The organism is candidate division KSB1 bacterium (genome assembly GCA_034506395.1).
GTDB lineage: Bacteria > Zhuqueibacterota > Zhuqueibacteria > Thermofontimicrobiales > Thermofontimicrobiaceae > Thermofontimicrobium.
Map to the genome: position 1 here is coordinate 1 of JAPDPQ010000021.1, position 21,821 is coordinate 21,821.

The 21,821-nt window shown below is 44.5% G+C and carries 18 protein-coding genes and 1 tRNA gene; 3 read left to right on the forward strand and 16 right to left on the reverse strand.

Going from position 1 to position 21,821, the window contains the following annotated elements:
* Nucleotides 1-373: 373 nt before the first annotated feature.
* Entirely contained in the window at nucleotides 374-1,165 is a 792-nt protein-coding gene (locus tag ONB37_13450) for a tetratricopeptide repeat protein (GenBank protein MDZ7401161.1), read from the reverse strand.
* 134 nt (nucleotides 1,166-1,299) lie between these two features.
* Entirely contained in the window at nucleotides 1,300-3,459 is a 2,160-nt protein-coding gene (locus tag ONB37_13455) for a TonB-dependent receptor (protein ID MDZ7401162.1), read from the reverse strand.
* Nucleotides 3,460-3,604: 145 nt separating this feature from the next.
* On the opposite strand from ONB37_13455, the gene ONB37_13460 reads away from it, so the two are divergent.
* A complete protein-coding gene (locus tag ONB37_13460) occupies nucleotides 3,605-3,739 on the forward strand; it encodes a hypothetical protein (GenBank protein ID MDZ7401163.1) in 135 nt (44 codons plus the stop codon).
* A gap of 30 nt (nucleotides 3,740-3,769) precedes the next feature.
* Here ONB37_13460 and ONB37_13465 read toward each other — a convergent pair whose 3' ends face one another.
* From ONB37_13465 to ONB37_13515, 11 genes are all read right to left on the reverse strand, one after another.
* Nucleotides 3,770-4,426, reverse strand: coding sequence for a deoxynucleoside kinase (locus tag ONB37_13465; GenBank protein ID MDZ7401164.1), 657 nt, complete (start codon nucleotides 4,424-4,426; stop codon nucleotides 3,770-3,772).
* Between the two features lie 98 nt (nucleotides 4,427-4,524).
* Entirely contained in the window at nucleotides 4,525-6,162 is a 1,638-nt protein-coding gene (gene nadB, locus ONB37_13470; GenBank protein MDZ7401165.1) for an L-aspartate oxidase, read from the reverse strand.
* A 761-nt stretch (nucleotides 6,163-6,923) separates the two neighbouring features.
* Nucleotides 6,924-8,483, reverse strand: a complete 1,560-nt coding sequence (locus ONB37_13475; GenBank protein ID MDZ7401166.1) for a SpoIID/LytB domain-containing protein — start codon at nucleotides 8,481-8,483, stop codon at nucleotides 6,924-6,926.
* A gap of 234 nt (nucleotides 8,484-8,717) precedes the next feature.
* Nucleotides 8,718-9,521 carry a CPBP family intramembrane metalloprotease gene (locus ONB37_13480; GenBank protein MDZ7401167.1) on the reverse strand — a complete coding sequence of 268 codons (804 nt, stop codon included), beginning with the start codon at nucleotides 9,519-9,521 and terminating at the stop codon, nucleotides 8,718-8,720.
* 13 nt (nucleotides 9,522-9,534) lie between these two features.
* Nucleotides 9,535-10,308, reverse strand: coding sequence for an RNA methyltransferase (locus tag ONB37_13485; GenBank protein MDZ7401168.1), 774 nt, complete (start codon nucleotides 10,306-10,308; stop codon nucleotides 9,535-9,537).
* A gap of 4 nt (nucleotides 10,309-10,312) precedes the next feature.
* The gene (locus tag ONB37_13490; protein MDZ7401169.1) at nucleotides 10,313-10,786 is read right to left on the reverse strand and encodes a PTS sugar transporter subunit IIA; all 474 of its coding nucleotides are present in this window, start codon (nucleotides 10,784-10,786) and stop codon (nucleotides 10,313-10,315) included.
* Between the two features lie 726 nt (nucleotides 10,787-11,512).
* The gene (locus ONB37_13495; GenBank protein ID MDZ7401170.1) at nucleotides 11,513-11,995 is read right to left on the reverse strand and encodes an adenosine-specific kinase; all 483 of its coding nucleotides are present in this window, start codon (nucleotides 11,993-11,995) and stop codon (nucleotides 11,513-11,515) included.
* Between the two features lie 527 nt (nucleotides 11,996-12,522).
* Nucleotides 12,523-12,596, reverse strand: a tRNA-Val gene (locus ONB37_13500).
* Between the two features lie 214 nt (nucleotides 12,597-12,810).
* A complete protein-coding gene (locus ONB37_13505) occupies nucleotides 12,811-13,884 on the reverse strand; it encodes an LD-carboxypeptidase (GenBank protein MDZ7401171.1) in 1,074 nt (357 codons plus the stop codon).
* A gap of 116 nt (nucleotides 13,885-14,000) precedes the next feature.
* On the reverse strand, nucleotides 14,001-14,459 hold the full coding sequence (locus ONB37_13510) for a RidA family protein (protein ID MDZ7401172.1): 459 nt from the start codon (nucleotides 14,457-14,459) through the stop codon (nucleotides 14,001-14,003).
* Between the two features lie 616 nt (nucleotides 14,460-15,075).
* Nucleotides 15,076-16,896, reverse strand: a complete 1,821-nt coding sequence (locus ONB37_13515; GenBank protein MDZ7401173.1) for an ATP-binding protein — start codon at nucleotides 16,894-16,896, stop codon at nucleotides 15,076-15,078.
* A 376-nt stretch (nucleotides 16,897-17,272) separates the two neighbouring features.
* Between ONB37_13515 and ONB37_13520 the strand changes: the two genes are divergently transcribed.
* Nucleotides 17,273-18,088, forward strand: a complete 816-nt coding sequence (locus ONB37_13520; protein MDZ7401174.1) for a YjbH domain-containing protein — start codon at nucleotides 17,273-17,275, stop codon at nucleotides 18,086-18,088.
* 25 nt (nucleotides 18,089-18,113) lie between these two features.
* Nucleotides 18,114-18,716: a hypothetical protein gene (locus tag ONB37_13525; protein ID MDZ7401175.1), complete on the forward strand. Its 603-nt coding sequence runs from the start codon at nucleotides 18,114-18,116 to the stop codon at nucleotides 18,714-18,716.
* Nucleotides 18,717-19,171: 455 nt separating this feature from the next.
* Here the strand turns inward: ONB37_13525 and trxB are convergent, their stop codons facing one another.
* The 3 genes from trxB to ONB37_13540 are packed head-to-tail and all read right to left on the reverse strand — an operon-like array spanning nucleotide 19,172 to nucleotide 21,820.
* Nucleotides 19,172-20,119, reverse strand: a complete 948-nt coding sequence (gene trxB, locus ONB37_13530) for a thioredoxin-disulfide reductase (GenBank protein ID MDZ7401176.1) — start codon at nucleotides 20,117-20,119, stop codon at nucleotides 19,172-19,174.
* Nucleotides 20,120-20,929, reverse strand: a complete 810-nt coding sequence (locus ONB37_13535) for a hypothetical protein (GenBank protein MDZ7401177.1) — start codon at nucleotides 20,927-20,929, stop codon at nucleotides 20,120-20,122.
* 6 nt (nucleotides 20,930-20,935) lie between these two features.
* Nucleotides 20,936-21,820, reverse strand: a complete 885-nt coding sequence (locus tag ONB37_13540; GenBank protein ID MDZ7401178.1) for a hypothetical protein — start codon at nucleotides 21,818-21,820, stop codon at nucleotides 20,936-20,938.
* Between the last annotated feature and the right edge of the window lies 1 nt (nucleotide 21,821).

The window sequence follows — 21,821 nt, forward strand, 5'->3', positions numbered from 1 at the left end:
CAGGCCAAACAGGTAGTTGTAGTTGGCTGAAGCAATGAGCGCCGCCCAAAAGGGAATCGCTTCGATTTGTAGATACATCACCAGCGCATAAAACAACACCCAGAGGGTGCATAGCAGGATGACCCCGAGGACAGTTTTTGGTTTTGTTATTTTCATTTTTAAGGTTGAATAGTTTTTGTATTCTCCCACAGATATGGGATCAAAAAATTCTGTGGCATTTCATGCCGCTGCAATACGACCATTCCGCCGACTGGCGGACGGTTTTGTGAGAGGAAAATCGTCATAGAGCCCGCATTCCTAAACCTGGTAGGTTTAGGAATGCTTTCTTATCGTTTTATCAATATAATCCTATCAAACCAAAAATTCAAGCTCTTTATTTTTTTGCGGCCAATTTCTTTTGCAAATTTGGCATTAAATCATTTTTCACCCAGGAATAGTCAGGATTAATTTGTAGCGCCTTTTCGAAATTTGTTTTTGCAGCTTCCAACTCTCCATTTTCCATCTGAAGCATGCCCAACCAGGTATAAGCTTCCTCATACCCCCAATTGGGCAGCAACGGATCAGTAACTTGGTAACTATTGAAAAAAGCAATAGCCTGTTCGAAATATTGTTGTGCCTTGTCCTTACCGCCACCGAACATTTTTGGCGTAAAATAGGCCGACCAACCAGCGATCAAATGAGTTCGCGGATTATTTGGCTCTAACTCCAGCGCCTTTGCCATTTCTTTACCCGATTTCGGTCCCAGCACCATGGCCGAAAATGGGTTCACAGCGATTTTATTTCCATATAATGCGCCTAAAAGACTGTGCGCTTCTGCAAAGTCAGGCTTACTTGTAACGCAGTTTTGCAACTGCTCGATCCCATCATCAAGAAACGCCTTAGCCTTATCTTGAGCCTCAATAGTAAAATAGAAAGTTGTTAATCGATAATCCGCCAGAGCGAGGTAATATTGCACCAGCCAAGCCTCTGTTGGCTGAGCTGTTATCAGCCGTTCGAAAAAAGCACGAGCTTGCAATAAATCTGCTTCCTGCCAGGTATTTTCTGCCTGTTTTAATTTCTCCTTACCCTGGAGAATTAATGAACTGAAATCATTTTGAGTTTTAGCGAAAGATAGCAGCGCCGTGAAAAAAACGAAAAGTAGGATGAATGTAATGGTGTTTCTCATTTGAGCCTCCTGCTAAATCAAATTTCGTAATGAAAATTTTTCAATTCTTGACCAATAAATGAATCGAGAAAATAAAAACGCTGAAGATCATCTGTTGGTTTCATCCATCAATTTGAGTATATGTCTTCTATCAATCACAAATTAAATGAAACTCCAAAATAAACCGACCTGCCAAACGAGCTATCCACCGCATCCCGCCGCTGATAATCAGACGAATAACGATAATCATAGATGTTGATTCTTCCCTCCAGATTGGAGATGCCTAAATAAAAGACCGTCAGATTTCCTTCGAAAAAGCGTTGCAAATGGGAGAGGGTCAAATCGACTCGCATATAATCTGGAACTCTCGCCTGATGATATTTATCGGGCGCAGGGGTATACGGTTTTCCCGTGGCATAACGAAAGCTGATTCCCGCCGAAAAATTTTTGGGCAGCGTGGCATTCAGCACCAGCGTCAAGTTGTGGGTGATATCGAAATAAGGCGGGGCCAACGTTGGCGCATCCAGCCATTTGCGGCGAGCCTTGAGCCAGCTATATGAAATCCAGCCAGAGATTGGTCCCCAAGAATTTTTGGCAAATACATCGATGCCAGTGGCATAGCCATGCCCCTGATTGACATAATTCAATTGCTCCTCTTCCAGCAGCAGCTTGGAGTAATTTTTATAGTAGCCTTCCAGACGAAAAATTTTATTCTCTTGCTGAAACGCATAGCCGATAATGTAATGTACCGCTTGCATCGAGGACAACTGGGGATTGCCGATGTAAGGATCATAATAGCTCGGCTCAGGAAACTGGTGATAGATACCCCAACTGGCCGTGAGATTCGACTGGGGCGTTAACGAATAGATCAGCGCCAATCGTGGATCAAGTATAAATTTTTTGGAAATGGACTCATACTCACCCCGCAGCCCTGGGGTCATTTTTATTCCCAAAGGACCAAATAACTCCAACTCGATAAATTGAGCGGCTCGGTAGGAATTGTAATCGGTATACACCTGATCGGTTGGCGCAGTAGGGCTTAAATCCAATTCATTTTGGGTGATGGTTCCTGAAATCAAGGTCTGATTCTTAAAAAATTCCATGCCCGCTTGTAAGGTGTATCCCTGGAATGATTCGATCTCAGCATTGAGCCGTGCCTGATAGAGTCGATCCTCAAAATCCAGCTCCATTACGCTCAGCCGCACATCCCGCTTGAAATTGCTGAACGCCAGATTCGCCTGCAATAAAAATTTTTTCTGGACCAGGCTATGGTATTTCAGATGATAAAGCTGGTTGGAATTATTGCCGTGAAAATGAGTCGAATAATCAGGATCGTCGATCTCCACGCCGACTTTATCGGCGGCTCGATAGGCGAAAAATTTGAGCTGGCTTTGCGGATTCATTTTATAAACTGAATTGAAATTGAAATCATAAGAAAATGGATACTGGGAGAAATCCTTGCTGCAGTTATTCAATTGGAACATCATCTTTGTATTGCTGCGATTGCCTGACAGGGAAAAGCCAAATTTGTCATCAACAAGCGGCACAGCCAAATAAATCGATTCAGCCGCCAGTCCCAAGCCCAATCCGATGGCCCGTTGGTCGGGCAGATCGAGGCTTTCCATGGCCAAAGCGCCTGATAGAGCGTTCCCATACTGCGCCGAGAAACCGCCACTGGAGAAGAAAGTCCCCTTCAATAGGAATGGGCTGAACGTCCCGAAAAAGCCACCAGTGGGCGATTCGTATTTATAAGGGTGATTGATGATAGCGCCGTCCAGCAGCACCACCGTTTCCGAGACATCGCCGCCACGGACAAATAAGCCAGCGCCTTCATCGACCTGTTGCAAGCCAGGAAAAGTTTTGATCGCCCAGAACAGATCGGCCGCCGCACCAGGCGTGCGCACCACATCCATGGCTGTGAGCGTGACCCCCTCGCCTTCATCAGTAGCGGTGAAGGCGCTGGCCGTGACCATCACCGATCGCCCTCGTATTTCGATTTGTCTCAATTTGATGTTGATTTCGATGATCGAGCCAGCTTTCAACTCCAATTCTTTTTCAAAAGATTGGTAGCCGATGTAGGAACAGATTAATGTGACTTTGCCCGATGCTTTGGTTTTAAAAGAAAAATTGCCCAGGCTATCCGAAACGCTCCCTTCCATTCGTCCTTTGAGGAAGATATTGGCAAACGGCAGGGGCGTATTTTTCTCGTTAATGACCGAGCCCTTAATCGTACAGATGGGTTCTGGCTGGGCCAAGGAATTTGCAGAGAGGAGGATTGACCAGAGCGCCATCAAAATGAAATAAGTGGTTCTCATGAGCTGTTTTCCCCTTCAAATGAATTCAAAAGATTTCCAGCGGATCGAAAGATCCAGCAGATATGTTTTGTCGCCAATCTTTGGATAAAATAATCAATTGATCTGGATTTTTCAAAACATTATCCGCCAATGGAATTATTATTCGGTGAAAAGAATTTTTAGTCGGGGAATGAGCCAGATCATCGAGCAAGAATGGTTCAATAATCCGGGGATGAATGGAGCGGCGGAATGGTTTGCGGATTTATTGGTCACTAAAATTGGGGTTCAAGCCTTCAATTAAAGGATTGCTCAAACGGAAAGTACTTGGATGCTAAATCGCAGTCATCTTCGGAAACAACTCTAATTGTGTCTCATACAGTCCCACTTGCTTGATAATTTTATCGACTCTGGATAAATCTTTCTCGATATCGAGATTATCCGTGTCGACAACCAGGACCCGGTTACGCAACGCATAACGTTTGATCCAATCTTCGTATGCTCGGTTCAACTGGGCAAGATACTCTTTGCTAATCCTTCGTTCGTAGTCGCGGCCCCGCTTGCGGATGCGGCTGATCAGGGTCCAAGTAGAAGCCCGAAGATAGATGATAAGATCCGGGTAGCGGAGAGAATCAATAATAGTCTCATATAGATCGCGATAGCTGCGATAATCCTTTTCTGACATCACCTGGTTCAGGTACAAATTTTTGGCGAACACCTCGCCATCCTCAAAAATCGTTCGATCTTGAATACAGGTCATCGTGGTTCGCTGGATTTCCAGATGCGCTTTGAAGCGCTGGGTCAAGAAAAATATTTGTGAATGAAAGCTCCAGCGCTCCATATCATGGTAGAAATCCGCCAGGTACGGATTCTCTACAACTTTTTCATAGTATGGCCGCCAGCCAAAATGTTCACTTAGCAGTTTGGTCCAAGTAGTTTTTCCCACACCAATATTGCCAGCTAAAGCAAAAAAATAATTGCTGTCGCTCAAATTTTACCTCAATTTGGTTTTAGCAAGTGGGCAGTTGTCAATTATCAGTCTAAAGTTCTTTATAGCAGATCGCTGATGATTTTATAGTCACCAATGATTCACAAAAAAATCAATTTTCCATTTCGCTGAATCAGCACGGTATCCTTCAACCAATGTTTATCATCGCGCTCAGGATAATCAGTGGTGTAGTGGAGTCCTCGGCTTTCTTTTCGATAAAGGGCGCAATTGATGATCAGCCGGGCAACCTGCACCAGATTTCGAAGCTCGATCAGCCCTGCAGTGATTTTGGTCTTTTTATAAAAATTTTCTACCTCCCTGGCGATCAAATTAACCCGGCGCAGCGCTCGTTGCAGCCTCAAATTCGACCGAACTATGCCCACATAATCCCACATTAAACTCTGGACTTCTTCTTTGTCATGAGAGATCAGTACCCATTCCTCTTGATTAAAAGTGCCCTCATCGTTCCAGATTGGAATATCGGGGAAGCTGATCTCGGGAAATCGCTGCTTTTGTTCCAACACAGATTGATAGACCTGATCTGCAAACACAACAGCTTCCAACAGCGAATTGGAGGCCAATCGATTGGCACCATGAAGTCCTGTGCACGCCACTTCGCCGCAGGCGTATAAATTTTCAATATTGGTGCGACCATGGATGTCCGTTACGACTCCACCGCACATATAATGGGCGGCTGGCACGACAGGGATTGGCTGGGTTGTGATATCAATATTGAATTTCAGGCAATTTTCATAAATGTGTGGAAAGCGAGCCTTGATTTCGTCAGCGTTTTTATGGGTGATATCGAGATAAACGAATTCCTCACCGCGTTTTTTCAATTCGGCATCGATGGCACGAGCCACGATATCCCGGGGCGCAAGTTCGGCCATGGGATGGTATTTTTCCATAAATAGCGCCCCATTTTGGGTCTTTAATTTTGCTCCAAAGCCACGCACAGCTTCTGAGATCAGAAATGATTTGCTCTGTGGATGATAAAGGGTCGTGGGATGAAATTGCATGAATTCTAAATTTGCGATTTTAGCGCCCGCGCGATAGGCCATGGCGATCCCATCACCGGTGGCAATTGCTGGATTGGTGGTGTGCTGATACACCTGGCCACATCCACCTGTTGCGAGGATTGTGGTTCTTGCCAGAAATTGATGAATCTGACCACTGGCTTCATCCAGAACGTATGCGCCCCAACAGTGCAAAGGCTGAGTGAGATCCGAGAACTTCAAGCCCAAATGATGTTCAGTGATTAAATCAATTGCCAAATTTTGTTCCAGGATGGTAATATTAGGATGCCGCTTCGTCGCCTCAAGCAATGATTGTTCCACTACCTTGCCTGTGAGATCCTTGGCATGAACAATCCGATTCCGGCTGTGTCCTCCTTCCCGGCCCAAATCAAGCTGGTGATTCTGCGGTGGGCTCTGGCGTGAAAATTCGACCCCCCAAGCAATCAGCTCCCGAACGCGCTCCGGGCCATTGCGCACCACCAGCTCAACAACGTCGTCGTGACATAGCCCAGCCCCTGCCTTTTTCGTATCCTCGATATGGAGATCAAAGGAATCATCCGGGGATAAAACCGCCGCCAGCCCTCCCTGCGCATAGTTAGTATTCGATTCCGCCCGCTCTTTTTTCGTGATTATGGTAACCGTCCCGTGTTGAGCTGCCTTTAAAGAGAAAGAGAGACCAGCAATGCCGCTGCCGATAACAAGAAAATCTGTTTTGATTGTCATTGGAGTTTTAGATTAATTCGGTGGTCATTATTGAACAAAGCAATATTTTTAAAATTTGCTGGAGCGCAGAGCTCGCGAATAGCCCCAGAAGCCCATGAGGGAATTCATTTTGAAAACCAGATTTTTGCCAAGCATTTAGTAACCTGAAAACGATTTTATTAAGCTTCATCAAGCCCAAAGCCACCAAATCCCTGCCAGGAAAACGAATAGCAAATCACCTGCCCCCTTCGGTTTTGAAATCTAATCGGTGCTAAACGAAAAACCACCTCTCTGTCATTTCGACAGGGGGGAGCAATCTTTAGATGAAATAATCTCCAGGTCATCAGATTTCTCGCTTCGTTCGGAATAACATTTTTGCTAAAAATTTATTGGTTTTCGTTCCAGTACTAATGATGAGAAGTCTGTTCAAAAAACTTCATTGAAGACAGATGAGCGATATTAAACATAATATAATTTTGTCATAAAATCAAGGGGAATGTTTTTCAATTGTTGAACGCCAAGCTTGGATGGAATTTGTGGGCAATATAAAAATTGGAATGAGATGGCAGAGAAGAAATAAAAAAGGCCAGCACCGCGTTCCCAGTTCAGTGCTGGCCCCCCCCTAATCTCAGATGTGAATCAATTAACCTAAAGAGAGCTCCCAGTCCTCTTTCATCAAATTGAATTGCTCAAATTTTTCACCCATACAATATAGGCAATTCGCCAGCTTTGCGGAAAATATTTTTTAACGAACTGCTCAGGCAGTTTCAACAGCGAATTTACTATTTGGGAGAATACAGCTCGACCAGTCTAGTGCCTTTATAATAATGCTGCAAAATTTGTTGATAGGGGATCTGTTTCATCGCCATCACTGTGGCGCCAACCTGACAGAGTCCTACCCCATGGCCCCAACCAGCACCTTTAAGCCTAAGCTGCTTAAGTCGGCCACTGCTATCGTATTCCTTGATTACATAAAAACATGAACTGTAAAGGTGGCTTTTAGATAAGGCGCGACGGATCTGGAGTTCTTTTCCTATTTTTAAGCGCTTTTTAGACCCAACAATTTCAATATAAATCAATCTCCCCGAGTCCCCGCGCTCCAGTGGGATAATGTCGATGAGCTCTCCAATGTCATGACCCGTCTTTTCCGCGATCAACCGCTCCAGTTCCTCTCGCTGGTAAATGACCTCCCAGCGGAACAGATTCTGAGTGGAATAAAGGTTGGCAAGCTTTGGCGGTAATGGGTGGAGGTGCGTGTTACAATAGGCTGGTACTTCGGTATCGATCAATTGCCGAGCTTTCTCCTCGGTATTAGCTGGGCAGTCGATGGGCTGGTCGCTGTCGATACCCGTAACCATGTACGGGATATGGCGATTTTCCCAGACATTATGATAGGCTTCCATGATGCCGCCACAGATTTTTGAATAGCGGGCATCGCAGACCTCGTTTTCATACATGATCACCTGACCCCAGGTGCTTTCGACTGCTTGACGGGAGGCTGGCTGCTCCCGTTTCTTCCCCTGATAGCATTGGCAATGATCATCAGAGCAAAGATGGAAATTGGTATTATAATGATGTTTTCCCATAGTGGCCAAAACAGTGTTTCGAGCGACCACGGTCTGTGCTTTGAGCAATTCCAGCGGACAATCCGGTGTCATTTCTGAGGAATTCACGCTGACCAAGTAATTTTCAAGATCCAATTCATTGATCACCACCAATTTCCCCTGGTTGTTAAATCCGATTTCAATGATGCCCCGATAGTCCAAATCTTCATACCGCTGCCAATGAAATTCAATACCGATAATGATATCTTTCACCGTAATATGGGTATTAGGTGTCTGGTGCTCTGGGACTAGTCGAACTGGCGCCTCGAAGATTTTATCATCAATCTGAATGGTCCCTTTTGCCGGCGAAAGCACCCGCTCGACAATTACATACTCGCCCAATTGCTCTTGAAGATTCCGAAATGCCAAGGCCTCCTCATAGCTGCCAAAGTCGCCAATAACAACCCAATGTTCGCGATTGTCGATGCGGTGACCATTGATTTCAAAATTTAGGCCAACGGTTCGAATGGATGTGGCAAGCCCTTGCTGTCGCAATGCATCGGCTCGTTGTTCGGCTTGGGCAAGTTCTTTCTCAATACCAGCGCGTACCTGATAGCGCAAACCCGCCGGCTGTTGGGAAGCGATAGTGAGGAGATAATCCCGATTCGGTTGTCCTGAATAGAGTTTCTGCCCATGAACATTTTGCAGAGAGAAGCTTTCATTGCACCGCAATATGACGCGATCTGCTGATTGCAGAACGCCAATTCGGATTATAGGAATATTTTGAGATGCGATCAAGAGGTCCCTCCAAATTGAAAAAGTTCAAGATTTCAGTAAAATGAAAAGCGAAAAAATATGGCAGCGACTTTTCGCTGTTACAAAAAACTCTTTGGTATTATGAAATGAGAATCTAAACGAAACCGATCAAATTGTATAGAAACGTTTGAAACAAAATAGATGCTTGTTGGCATTTTTCAAATGAACAGGAATGTTCTTTCAATTTAAAAACGGATGTGATCACCGCTTTAGACTTCATGGATAGAGATGAGCTGAGTCGTGCGATTCAGTAAATTCATAGAAAAGCTTCATGCCCCAAACAGTTGCTATGATTGCAGCCAGAACAACTGGAATTTGGACATGATCTCCGCGCAAATACCATCGCATCTGATCCGGCGAGAGATTAACGAACACGATCGCCAAGCTATTGTTGATAAAATGCACGATAATTGGGGGGATGATGCTATTGCTTTTCCATGCCATAACCCCCAAAATGACCCCAATAATGATGACTTGAATTAGCCACCATGGGTTGAAATGGATCACCGCAAAGAGCAACGCACTCGACATGACCGCTTTGGTGATGTCGAAGTGATGTTCGAAGCTTGTTTGAACAAAACCGCGAAAAAGCATCTCCTCAACGATAGCGGCAAATATCACAGAGGAGACAACGATAATGATGAGATCGGAATGCGACTCAATTTTGAGTGCCGCCTCGATCGCTTGTCGGACAGCATCGGGCATTGGGAAAAATATTTCTACGATGCGATCAATTTCATCTGTAACCACAGCGATTCCCAACGCAATGATGATACTGATCAGAACCACACGGGAGTTGACCCCTCGCAATCGAAACAAAGCTACCGCCGAAAGACGATTTTTATAAATGAACAAGAGCGCTGGCAAGATAACAACCGCTTCTAAAAGGTACAACTCCTTGGTAGCGCCGAGCATGGTTCCGATAAGGCCCAGCAAGAATACGATACCAATAGTGAGCAAAATGACAAAGATCACCTGCCGAACGGAAGGATACATGGTGATATCATGTTCTGAGTTCATGTTACAAGCCCAGTTAATTGATGATTCGACTAATTATCAGGGCAGCGGCCACCGCCATATTAAGCGATTCCGCTTTGCCATAACTTGGAATTTTGACGAGTTTATCGAAATATGGATAAAGCTTTGGTCGAATGCCATGATGTTCGTTTCCGATAACCATCAGGAGCGGTCGAGGATAGGTAACCTGATGATAGGCATAGGTTCCATTAACATCAGCGCCAAAAATAGAATAACCCAGCTGTTTCATTCTTGGTAGCCAGTCACAAAGATCGAGCTGTTCCACAATAGGCAGGTGAAAAATGGACCCCATCGTGGAACGAACTACCTTTGGGTTGAACAGCTCTACGGTTCCTTTGCCCAAAAATATTGCTGAGACGCCAAACCAGTCGCAGGTTCGAATGATCGTTCCCAAATTGCCGGGATCTTGTCCAGCATCGATGACGATTCCGAATTCAAAACCAGACCTTATCACATCATCCAAGTGGAATTTCTTTTGCTCGACGATCGCAAATATCCCCTGAGAATTGACTGTATCGGCCAATTTTCGGACATCAAGCGCTTCGATTTTCTCGACCTTGATAGCCTTAAGACTGGCCAAGTTTAAAAGGTCGGTGTATTTTTCCTTAGCTAACAACTCGGGTGCAATAAGCAATGTTTCGACCTCAAAATCAGATCGGATGGCCTCGGTGCAGAGATGGTATCCTTCGACCAGAAATTTGCGATGAGTTTCCCGATATTTTTTGCGCTTTAAAGAGAGGATGTAATTGAATCGAGCTTTTGAAAGCATACGATTAATTGAGATCGAAATACTTTTCTTCTTCTTCTTTGATAAATTTAACAACTTCCTGGGGGGATTTGGAATCAAGTAATCGGTTCCGAAATTCCGGCCGATGCATCAATCGAGAGATTCGACTGAGCGCTTTTAAGTGCGGCCCTGTTTTATCTGGTGGCCCAATGAGCATAAAGATCAATCGCACTGGCTTATTATCGATTGATTGAAAGTCCACATCCTTATCGGTGATCCCCAATGAGGCAACAACATCCTTCACTCCCTCCGCTTTGCCATGCGGAATAGCGACTTGGTTGCCGACACCCGTGCTCATTACCTGCTCTCTATCTAAGATCGCTTTCAAAATTCGATCTCGGTCCTCTATTTTGTGATGCCTGAATAGATGGTCCACCATCTCTTCAATGATTTTTTCTTTATCATGGTTTTTCAAGGGAATGATCACATCATCATTGGATAAAATTTCCGCCAACTTCATGAAAAAACCTCCGAGGCCTGTTTCACAATCGATCCGATCAAATTGTGAAATTGATTGTAATAACTAGAAAGCACTGCCATCCATTACAGGTCAATGTCTTTTATTTAACTGGAGAGATCATCGAAGGTTCAACGCTGGATGATCAAATTCCATAATTATCTATTTCGTTGGTCTGATGAATCAAGAGACTCACATATCGCATTTCATAATAAATCGCGCTACCCAACAGCGCTCTCAATATGCTCCAATTAAATTACCTTGGTTGCAAATGAACAAAGATTTTGCTGTTTTTCAGCCAGACAAAATCAATTCGAAATCAAAATCCGCTAATTTAAACAAAAATCCTGACTGCAAGGCCAGGATTTACCAATTGAGGAAAATTAAATCGAAGAATTGGTAAATGAAAAAGCAGCGCTGAATTCTTTTATCACCAAATCCGCCGACAATTTTGCCCGATTAGGCTAATCGATCAATACACACTTCAATTACGTCCCGATGCACGTGATAATAGCCTCCGCCAGTGGCGAATTGCCTCTGCCTACCGATAGACAATTCCGATTCGAACTTGATAATGTCATTTGGTCAGATTTTTATGGGATTGTCTTTCATTCAGATCGAGAGACTTCGGAGACTGCGCTCTGATGAGATTTTCTCAAAAATCGGGCACTCTATTTTTACCGAATATATGACAACGATGGCAATGAACTCAAGCGATGCCCTTAACGATTAAAGTTTATATCCGAATTTTCGGAGCAGATTTTTCCGTTCTTGAATATCTTCATCCTGCTCGATTCCCAAAGCCTTGAATCCATCAATTACCCCTAATACTCCCCGGCCCTGGTCTGATTCAACCACAACTACCTCTAATGGATTTGCAGTGGCACAAAAGATCCGACAAATTTCTGGCACCGATTTCACTTCTTTAAGGACATTAATTGGATAAGCGTTTTTGATGAAAATAATAAAGAAATGTCCAGCAGCAATCTGCATGGCGTTTCGTTGTGCTAATTCAATCAGCTCTGAATCATTGCCAGACCATCGCACCAATCGTTTATCCGATGCTTCACAGAACGCGATACCAAATTTTATCTGTGGAACTGCATTGGTTAAGGCTTCATGAAGGTCTTCGACTGTCTTGATGAAATGAGATTGTCCTAAAATCACATTATAGTGCTGCGGATTTTCGATTTTCACAAGTATCAGTTCCATTCTCCCTGCTCCTTATTTTTGCACAAGAAAACAGCAAATCAGTTTTTGATCGAACAAGAAAGAAAGCGGAATCAAAAAATTTGCGAGTTCAAAGGCTGATTTGTTCAGGAAGTTTTGGTGTGCGATCGCTTCGATTGATCTCAGCTGAACAAGCTGGGACGCTAAACAAATGATTGTGTCGCAATGGCGAAGCTCATTCGTCAATCAGTTAGTCAAACATTCCTGATAATAAGTTTGGTAAAGGTTGGCCAGCAAATTCTAAGTTCAGACTGAAAGTCAAATATTTCAACTGAACGACCGAGGAACGAGGTTAGCTAATCACAAGGTAATGACAAGCGCATCTCTTAAAAACGCGCTGTCATTTATTTTTAAGCGGCAATTTAAGATCGCTACAAGCTTGTTATGCTTGAAATCGTAATGAGAAGTCAACAGCAATTAGAAGAGAAATTGGAATAAGAAAAGCTGTGATAAACCGCGTTGATCAAAGTTTGCTGTGCCTGCTTGCTATTTAAGCATAGATTATTTAGTGGGCGATACTGGAATCGAACCAGTGACCCCCGGTATGTGAGACCGGTACTCTAACCATCTGAGCTAATCGCCCATTTTTGCGCAGATAAAATATGAAATTTATTCTTGAAAGTCAAGAAAAATTATTTTGCAACTTTAAATCTCAAAATCAGATCTTCATGCGCGTCCTCAGTTCCCAAGAGCAAATTTCCAAATGACTTTTGGTCAACCAGAAAGCTGATTCGCTTGCATGATTTTTGCAAAGAGAAATGCGATTTGAGCTATAAATGTTTTAAGTGTTTTTAAGTTCAAAGAACCGCCGGTTCTTCAATAATGAGAGCATTGCGCTCGGCATCCAATGTCACTGTTATTCCGATTGGAAGTGTTGGCTTATCGGATTCATGGCCCAGATGCAGGCCATAGGATATTGGGCAATTCAAGTTTCCAAGCCGATCCACTAACACTTCCTCAACGCTCAGGGTGGTGTAGAATGCTGGCTTATAGTCACTGGGCTTACAATCCGGGCATTTATCAAAGGCTAAACCAGCAATCTGGTTCAGCTTGCCAGCGAGTAGCAGTTGCGTCAGCATGCGGTCGATGTCGTAAGGTTCTTCCCCAGTTTCTTCTAAAAATAAAATAGCCCCGCGAGTGTCAGCCTCATAGGGAGTGCCCAATAGGGCTGTGAATAGTGTTAAATTCCCACCGATCAAGCGTCCTGTGGCTTTGCCTGGTCGAATGCAATTCAGATGGGCTGTCGGTCGCAATGGATTAGCTGGTTCGGGGTGTGGCAACTCGCCAAAGGGCTGGGGCGAACCGAGCATTTTCCAGAAGATATCTCTCGTGTATTTGGTAAAACTGGAGATCGCCACTGGACCATGAAATGTGACTAAACCTGTTTTTTGATGGATCGCGATCAGCAACGAAGTGATATCGCTATACCCGATGAGAATCTTGGGGTTGTTTTTTATTAAATCATAATCAATTAAATTGAGCAAACGCATGCTCCCGTAGCCGCCCCGAAGCGCAAAGATCGCCTTCACTTCATTATCTCGAAACATTTGGTGCAAATCGGCCACCCGATCTGCATCGGAGCCCGCAAGATAACCGAGCTTGTCCCGAATATGAGCCCCCAATTTCACGCGAAATCCCAACGATTGGAGCGTCTCAACTCCTTCCCTGATGGTTGTTGGTTCAAAAGCATTACTTGCTGGCGCAATCAGGCCCACTGTATCTCCCAGTGCGATTCGCGCTGGTTTTATGATTTCGCGGGATTGTCGATTTTCCTGAACAAATTTAGGCACAACCGAGGGAACGGAAGCCAATACCGCTAGCCCTGTCATAAACTGTCGCCGATCGAGCCAGTGAGGTGAACGATGTTTCATGCAAAAAATCCTATCATCCATTAACTGAAATAATACAAAATGCTCAGGATTGAGTTCCACTATATCCGAGCGGGTCACAAAGTTGGTTGCTGACTTCGCTGATGCTGCGAGCCGCACTATTTAATCTTGACGATCATTTCGATTTCCACGGGTGCCCCTAATGGCAACTCGGCGACACCAACGGCACTTCTGGCATGGGCACCATTTTCTCCAAATAGCTGTTTGAGGAACTCTGAAGCTCCATTGATGACCGCGGGCTGCTCTGTAAAACCTGGCGCACTCGCCACAAAGCCAACCACCTTTACCACTCTGGTAATACGGTCGAGATCACCGATGACGCTGGCTATAGCGCTGAGCGCATTCAAGGCGCAGAGGCGGGCTGCCTCGTATCCCTGTTCCTTGTTAATTTCGCTGCCTAATTTGCCTTGATATTGCAATTGGCCATTCAAAATCGGCAATTGACCAGAAGTATACACGAAATTATCAACCAAAACGGCTGGGACATAAGCAGCCACTGGCTTAGGAGTGGTTGGTAAGGTAAACCCTAATGATTTCAGCTTGTCATTAATTGTCATCGCTGTTTTCCTTCCGGGATAAAGTTTGTAATCCGCTTGATGATTTACTGCACCTATGTGAGAGCACGAACCAGTTTAGCAAGAAAATCTCAATCCACATGTTTGGAAAATGTTTAAGGACACGACAAGAGCCCTCCGACGTTTCACCCATTCTTTCAGAAGGCTATTGCAATGAAATGCAGTTAACATTAACAAATTTTTAAAAAAGAAGCAAGCGATTTTTCTTGTGATTTTTTGGATTCGATCATGTAACAAACCATTACCGTTTTTAGCTGCATCTCAATTCATCTGAGATTCCATTAAGGCGATGGTTTTTAGACCGATTCGATGGCGTAGGATCGAGATTTTCGTAAGGCAGTTTTTAGGAAGCCAAAATTTAGGATTGTTGCGATATCTGGCTCAAAGTGAGGAGATCGATCTTCTATATTATTCGAATGCGAGACTCGAGAATTTGCAGCGTGGCGTGGATTTACCAAGGAAGAAATGCAGGACATGAAGAGTTAAGATCAATTGCCTGACAAGTAGCAACAAAGACCCTGCAGTACCGATCTAACGAACTCCGAGGTCGGCAATCCGAATCTGATGCTGATAATCTTTTTTGATTAATTTTGGCCTTCTATTTTGAAGCCGCTTTGGGCAAAGTAAAATAGAAAGTAGCACCCTTATCCAATTTCGATTCCACCCAAACAGTTCCACCATGATGTTCTATGATCTTCTTCACGATTGTCAGGCCTACGCCAGTGCCATTATTGTCATGAAGCTTCCTTTCACATTTCTGGAACACCTCAAAGATCCGCTGATGATCGGCAGGGTCGATGCCAATGCCATTATCGCGAACACAAAATTCATAATAGCTATTTCGGTCGACGCAATCGACTTCGATGAGGGGCGTTCGCTTATCGGAAATAAATTTGATGGCATTGCCGATCAGATTTTCGAACACGGTTTGCAATCGTTGCCGGTCGCCGTAGATGATCGGCAGCGATTTGGAGATCGAAAAATTAATTTGATGTTGGAGAATTTGCGGATAGAAACACATATAAATTTCTTTCACCAGCTTATAAGTTGAGAATCGGCGCTTTGCCCCGACCACTCGACCAGCGCGTGAAAGTTTCAGCAGATCGCTGATCATTTTATTCATGTACTCTGCATTACAAATAATGCGGTCGAGGTATTCCTGCCCTGTTGTATCGATCAAATCCTGAAATTCTTCGCGAAACAGGCTGATATAACCATGCAATGCGATGAGCGGCGTTTTTAAATCGTGAGAGACAGTGAACACGAACGAACTCAGCTCTTTATTTTTAGCTTCGACTTCTCGGCTTTTTTCTTCCAGTTCTTTGAATAGAATGGCATTTTCGATATTGATAGCCAATTGATGGCCAATGGCGGAAAGTAATTGCCGCTTCTCCTGATCAAATTCAATTCGAGATTTGCTGGCTAACACCAACAATCCAAACGAGCTTTTTCGAATGAACAAAGGAATAAAGGCCAATGAACGACATCGGGGGCTCTTACCGAAGATTTCCCAAAATTTCCCATTCGGCGAATTTAAAAAAAGATCCTCTTTCTGTTTCTTGATCTGTTTGATTTGCTCGCGATATTGCTCCAGCAACTCGTTGGCATTTTCAAACGTCATTCCGGCGGCTGCAATCGGCTGCAATGTTTTCAAGAATTGATTCCCCTGATAAATCGCTCCCATTTCGATCCCTAACAGCGCTCGTGTTTGGTCTAAAGCTACATTTAAGATTTGTCTCAGGTCTTTTGGATGATTGATCAATCTGGAAATCGTGTTGAGGAGGGTGAGTTCCTTGGTTCGTTGCAAAATTTCGAGTTCATATTGCCTCTGCTTGGTGACGTCATTCAACATGATCAGCAGATAGTTTTGACCAGCCACTTTTGTCCCTCTGAATTCTACAAATCGAACGGATTTATCGCTGCAAAGGCATTGGACCGTGATAGCCTCGGTGGATGTATCAGTATCGGCAGATTCGAGCTGCTTTAAAAATTTTTCAATTTTTTTTCGATCTTTTTTATGAAAATAATCGTAAAGATTACCACCGCTCATCAGATTCACAGGGTCGTGACCAAGGAGTCGAATGAAATTTTGATTGGCCTTGTGGATGCGACGATGCGCATCCACAAGAAGCACTGCACTGGAGGTAGCTTCAAACAACGCAGCGAATGTATTTTTGATCGCTTGCTGTTCATGAATGAGTTTCTTAATCCGAAGATCGAATTGATGTAGGATATTGCTGGGGAATGAACGAGAAATTTTCATTTGTGCTGGCAGATCAACTACTCTGACGACGGATTGGCTATCGTTTGGCGGTCCATCAGTGAGAAGCTCATTGATGGTTGCGGATTCCTGAGGCGAGAAAAAGAGTTCGGATGCCTCAAATTCAGTTTTGGGTTCGATCTGCAAATCTTTCACCATACATCACCTCCCCAGATTCCCCCAAATTGGTCTGAAAGTTGAATTATTAAACTTCTTCAAACAAAATTAACAGATGATAGCATGAGAATCAAGTAAAAAATATATTATTGCTGTTTTTTAACGGCAACTGTCATTTATAATAATATTAATCTATTTCAATGTCAGAAACTTTTGCTCATTATCCCTGGTAATAATGATGTGATCAAATTTTTTGAAGGAAAAAAATAATATCAAGTAACAATTCTCAGATCACGTTTCCAGCCAATTTTAATGCTCATCTTTTTTTTCTGAACGATAATTTATGCTTGATTTTCCTCAAGAAAAAGTTTACATTATAGTGCATTACGAGTCCGCTTTTTATTTAAGGAGCATGTCGATGAAAACCACAATTAGCTTGATATTGGTTGCTTTGGAAATGGCGCTGGCGACGATAGTTTTTGGGCAAACCTACCGAAGTCAACCGCAAGAAGAGTTCACCCCTTTTTTTGCGCAAAACATCCGTCCGATCAATTTGATCGATGTGCCTACTGCCAATTTCTTATCGAGAAAGGCATTTCAGCTCAAGTTACGCGTATATCACCTGGGAGGTATGATTGGAGGGCTAACCGTTTGTTTGACAAATCGACTGATGTTTGGTGTGACCTATGGCGGGCAGAATATCATTGGCCAGGGGCGAGTGCTATGGAACGGAGCGCCTGGGGTGAATCTGCGATATCGTATCAGGATTGAAAACTATCAGCTTCCGTCCATATCCGTCGGGTTCGATTCCCAAGGTTATGGCACTTACTACCCTCAGCTTGGCCGCTATCAGATCAAGTCAAAGGGTTTTTATGTGGTCGTTAGCAAGAATTTTCTCATTCTGAGTGATTTCGGCATCCACGGCGGAATCAATTATAGCAATGAGAACAAAGGGGATGAAAAGGATATCAATTTCTTCTGTGGCGCTCATTTAGTGCTTGATCCTGAATTAACGCTGCTGTGGGAATACGATTTTGGGATCAACGATAATGATGACAAATCGCTGGGCTCAGGCAAAGGCTACATGAATGCGGCAGTTCGGTGGCATTTCTCGAACCAGATGGTGTTTGAATTTGCCATCAAAAATTTGCTCAAGAATAATCGGGAGTTCAACGGCGAAAAAATCCCAAATTTGAATCGGGAACTCAAGATCATCTATTTCCAAAACCTCTAAACACGCATAATTATTGGGGAAGCGCATGCATTCAATCAAAAATTTTAAGCTGATTATGTTCATCACAGCGGCTGTGGCTTGCCTGTTGGTGATGCAATGTTATACCACATTCCGACATCCGCCAGTTGTCTCGCAATCTGATTCGACAGATGTAGCGATTGCAAAGCAAATCGATTTTCTCGATGACTGCAGCAGTTGTCATGAGCAACATAACCCGATCGACAATTCGCATTGGCAGCTTTACGATAGCCCACGTCTTCAAGAGAGCTACAATTGGCAATATTTTTATGCGATCCCTTGGTGGGTGGATGCCTACTATTATGAGGATGGCAAGACCCAGCAAAATTCACCTTTGCCGGCAACCCAACGCCGAGACTTTGATCGACGTGATCCAGCAGGGACATCAGCTATTCCAGCCGGGGGTGCACCAGGAACTAGTTTGGCTCGACCTGCCACGGGCTCCGGTTCCAACGAGACGAGCCAACCAGAACCCCCGCCAGCCAAACGGAATGAGCGCAGGGAGATTCGAAGTGGGGATACTTCTGGCTCTCAGCCACCAGTTACGCCGGCCCCTGAACGCAAGAAAAGGCAAGATCAGCAATCGGGATCGAAAAAAGAAAAGGAATAATAAGGGGGCAATACTTACCCCTGTGCAATCATCAAAATTGACTAATAAAATGCGCGGTAGCTAAATGATGAGCGGTATCCCCTCAATGGGGAAAAGGGCGGCTATGGGATACCCAAAAAAATTCTTGCTAAAAAAGCATCAAATCATTCGGATGGCACAGAGCAATTGGTCATTTCGATAACAACCGAGCGCCGGGCAATCTCGATTACACAAAAAGTTTTTCAAAATAGAATCGCAATTGGTTAATCGAAATTATGCGTATGAATGCGAGCATTCTGCTACATGGGCAGGAATGACATTCACATATTCGCGATTGGCCCTTTCTTGAAAGGTCCAAAGTTTTAAGAGAGCAGCGGATCTCCCTCCATTAACCTTCAATTTGCCGCATGAGACAATTGCTTGCGTTCTGATCAGGGTTAATTGATATGATCGAGCAACCAGAATATCTGGCCGAATCAGTTTAATTTTCCTGGATAAGCTGTTCCCTCCAATTCTGCCAAGAATCGTTCTGCTTCCATGGCAGCAATGCAGCCCGAACCTGCAGAAGTAACGGCCTGTCGATAGATCGCATCTTGGACATCGCCTGCCGCAAAAACCCCGGGAATGTTGGTGTGCTGCCGACGATCAGTGACAATAATGCCAGATTCGTCCAAATCAAGCTGGCCGGCAAAAAGCTGGGTATTCGGGATATGCCCGATGAACACAAAGACCCCATCGGTCTCCAGAATCGTTTCCACTTCAGTTTTCAGGTTTTTCAACCGCACTCCAGAGACCCCAGTGGTCTGACTCCCTAAGATTTCAGTTACGATCGTATCCCAAATAAAGCGCATTTTCTCGTTGGCAAAGGCGCGGGATTGAAGATGGGCATGAGCTCTGAGTCGATCGCGCCGATGGATCAGGGTGACTGAACTGGCGAAGCGCGTCAGAAACAGGCCCTCCTCAACAGCGCTATCGCCGCCGCCGACGACCACGACTTTTTTCCCGCGGAAGAAGAATCCATCGCAGGTGGCGCAATAAGAAACCCCTTTGCCGATGAATTCCTTCTCCCCGGGGACATTTAATTTTCGTGGGTCCGAACCAGTGGCAATGATGACAGCTTTGGCGTGATAAAGCTGTTCATGCGTTCTAACGGAAAAAGGGGATGCTTTGAAGTTGACCTCAATCACAGTTTCTGGTAAAACTTTGGCTCCGAATCGAACGGCTTGCTGCTCCATCGCCTGAAAAAGCTCATAACCAGAGATCCCATTGGGAAATCCCGGAAAATTATCGAGAGCATCGGTGAGCGTGATCTGCCCCCCGGGCTGAACACCTCGGAATACCAACGGCGCCAGCTCAGCTCGAGCGGCATAAATAGCCGCAGTTAATCCTGCTGGACCAGAACCAATAATGATGACGTTTTCCATTTAGAACTCCTTTTTAATTTGAACCAAAATTCGGCCAGCATCCTTTTCGGCAAGAAACTGAATACGCACTGGTCCATCGGCCGTCTGATTTAATTTTTTATTATGATGCACCGCCTGCCAGGTGGCATTGATAGCGCTGATCAGATGATTGGCAAATATCGCCCCGAGCACATAAGTAGCCCGGTTGCGCGCTCGATCGCTGGCAATCCGCAAATTCTGAAATTTTTGGCGATGATCGTCACTATCCCAGGACCAGAAATATTCCGTTTCTGAATAGAGCTTCTCATATTCGCCAAACCGAAGCTTGGCTTCATTGTAACTGTAAATATCCGAATAATTGCCGATGTCAACAAAGTATTGCGACGGTTTACCTTTGATCGCGGCACCAGAATGGGTTGCAGCAAAAGCTAACGCATCCTTTCTCACCCACTTGCCATATTGACGAAAGGCGAAATGACCTACCCACAATGTAACTTCAGAGGCCAAAAATATCTGAGCAAAGGTTCGCTTGCCAACATAATATTCCCCAGCGCCTGGCAGAATCAATGAGCGGAAAAACGCACTTTTGCGGTTCTTATAGCCACTCGCCCGATCGCCTAAAGGCTGGTTTGCCAAATTAGGCAACGAATCAAAAGCGACTTGCTGAATCGCGAACGACATTGGCGGCATCAATTGGAGCTTCGCTTGGGAGAGCGTTGGATTGAATTTCGGCCCGAAATGGTCCAGGGTGTCCCATTCAGCTTCAACTCCATTGGGAAATACCACTATTGTGATGATCAAAAAGACGATCCCAGACTCCAAAATTTTCATGAGAAGTTACCATTTTAATTCGAGTGACATCACTGGCTGGAATTGATCGACATAGAAAATCTGTTTGACTCGGATAGAAGCTTCCAGCAATTTATTGTTATGCCGTTTGGCCGTCCAAGCTGCATCGATGGCGCTGAGAATATGGTTGACGATGACATAGTTGGTCGCAGTTCTGGCTATTCGGAACAGTTGATTACTCTTGTCTCTCATGTCCATGTATTTGCCAATGTCCGACGAATTTTGTTGGATGGCCTCAAGGGAGTCCATAGAGATGGTATTGAAAAACGATTGGTTTTCATAATATCTGGCAAAATCCCAACCCACATAAAATGCGGGATATTTACCAATCATCTCGTAATACTGTTGTTTCGTGGTCGCCATCTTATCGCCGCTCAGATATTTTTCCATGGTGCTTGCATGGGCGTCATCTAATGAATTCGCGTAATTCTGTTTCCATTGTTGCCAGACGTTTGGATCCCAATGGGCGTCGGCATATTCTTGATATTTCTTTTCCTGATTCTTGCCCTTCTGGGTATAGCTTCCATAGACTGTCCACGCAGCCACTTCGGCTAGGAAAAAGACCCCTGCTTTGATGTAGGATTTGGCATAAAGTTCACCAGTCCCGGGAATGAGCGCGGAGAAAAATAATGCGCGTTTTGGTAGCTTGTAGCCTGGGAGCTGAGCCAGCCGTTGCTCTCTGGAAAGCGAATCCTGAACAACCAACGAATTGAGCGGATTAAAGTACCGAGCGGAAAGTTGCGCCCGAGGAGCGTTAAAAGCGAACCCATTGCCCTCTGAAATCTGATTTAATTGCTCCCCCTCCCCTGCATAACAGAGTTGAAGCAAGCCGAAAGCGAAGAAGCAAAATGCGAAACGAAATGAGCGCTTCATG

Excerpts from the sequence above, each read along its gene's own strand:
- ONB37_13540 (MDZ7401178.1), bottom strand. The coding sequence starts at position 21,820 with ATGAAGCGCTCATTTCGTTTCGCATTTTGCTTCTTCGCTTTCGGCTTG.
- ONB37_13515 (MDZ7401173.1), bottom strand. The coding sequence starts at position 16,896 with ATGGTGAAAGATTTGCAGATCGAACCCAAAACTGAATTTGAGGCATCC.
- ONB37_13490 (MDZ7401169.1), bottom strand. The coding sequence starts at position 10,786 with ATGAAGTTGGCGGAAATTTTATCCAATGATGATGTGATCATTCCCTTG.
- ONB37_13485 (MDZ7401168.1), bottom strand. The coding sequence starts at position 10,308 with ATGCTTTCAAAAGCTCGATTCAATTACATCCTCTCTTTAAAGCGCAAA.
- trxB (MDZ7401176.1), bottom strand. The coding sequence starts at position 20,119 with ATGGAAAACGTCATCATTATTGGTTCTGGTCCAGCAGGATTAACTGCG.
- ONB37_13450 (MDZ7401161.1), bottom strand. The coding sequence starts at position 1,165 with ATGAGAAACACCATTACATTCATCCTACTTTTCGTTTTTTTCACGGCG.
- ONB37_13510 (MDZ7401172.1), bottom strand. The coding sequence starts at position 14,459 with ATGACAATTAATGACAAGCTGAAATCATTAGGGTTTACCTTACCAACC.
- ONB37_13455 (MDZ7401162.1), bottom strand. The coding sequence starts at position 3,459 with ATGAGAACCACTTATTTCATTTTGATGGCGCTCTGGTCAATCCTCCTC.
- ONB37_13535 (MDZ7401177.1), bottom strand. The coding sequence starts at position 20,929 with ATGAAAATTTTGGAGTCTGGGATCGTCTTTTTGATCATCACAATAGTG.
- ONB37_13525 (MDZ7401175.1), top strand. The coding sequence starts at position 18,114 with ATGCATTCAATCAAAAATTTTAAGCTGATTATGTTCATCACAGCGGCT.
- ONB37_13480 (MDZ7401167.1), bottom strand. The coding sequence starts at position 9,521 with ATGAACTCAGAACATGATATCACCATGTATCCTTCCGTTCGGCAGGTG.
- nadB (MDZ7401165.1), bottom strand. The coding sequence starts at position 6,162 with ATGACAATCAAAACAGATTTTCTTGTTATCGGCAGCGGCATTGCTGGT.
- ONB37_13495 (MDZ7401170.1), bottom strand. The coding sequence starts at position 11,995 with ATGGAACTGATACTTGTGAAAATCGAAAATCCGCAGCACTATAATGTG.
- ONB37_13520 (MDZ7401174.1), top strand. The coding sequence starts at position 17,273 with ATGAAAACCACAATTAGCTTGATATTGGTTGCTTTGGAAATGGCGCTG.
- ONB37_13505 (MDZ7401171.1), bottom strand. The coding sequence starts at position 13,884 with ATGAAACATCGTTCACCTCACTGGCTCGATCGGCGACAGTTTATGACA.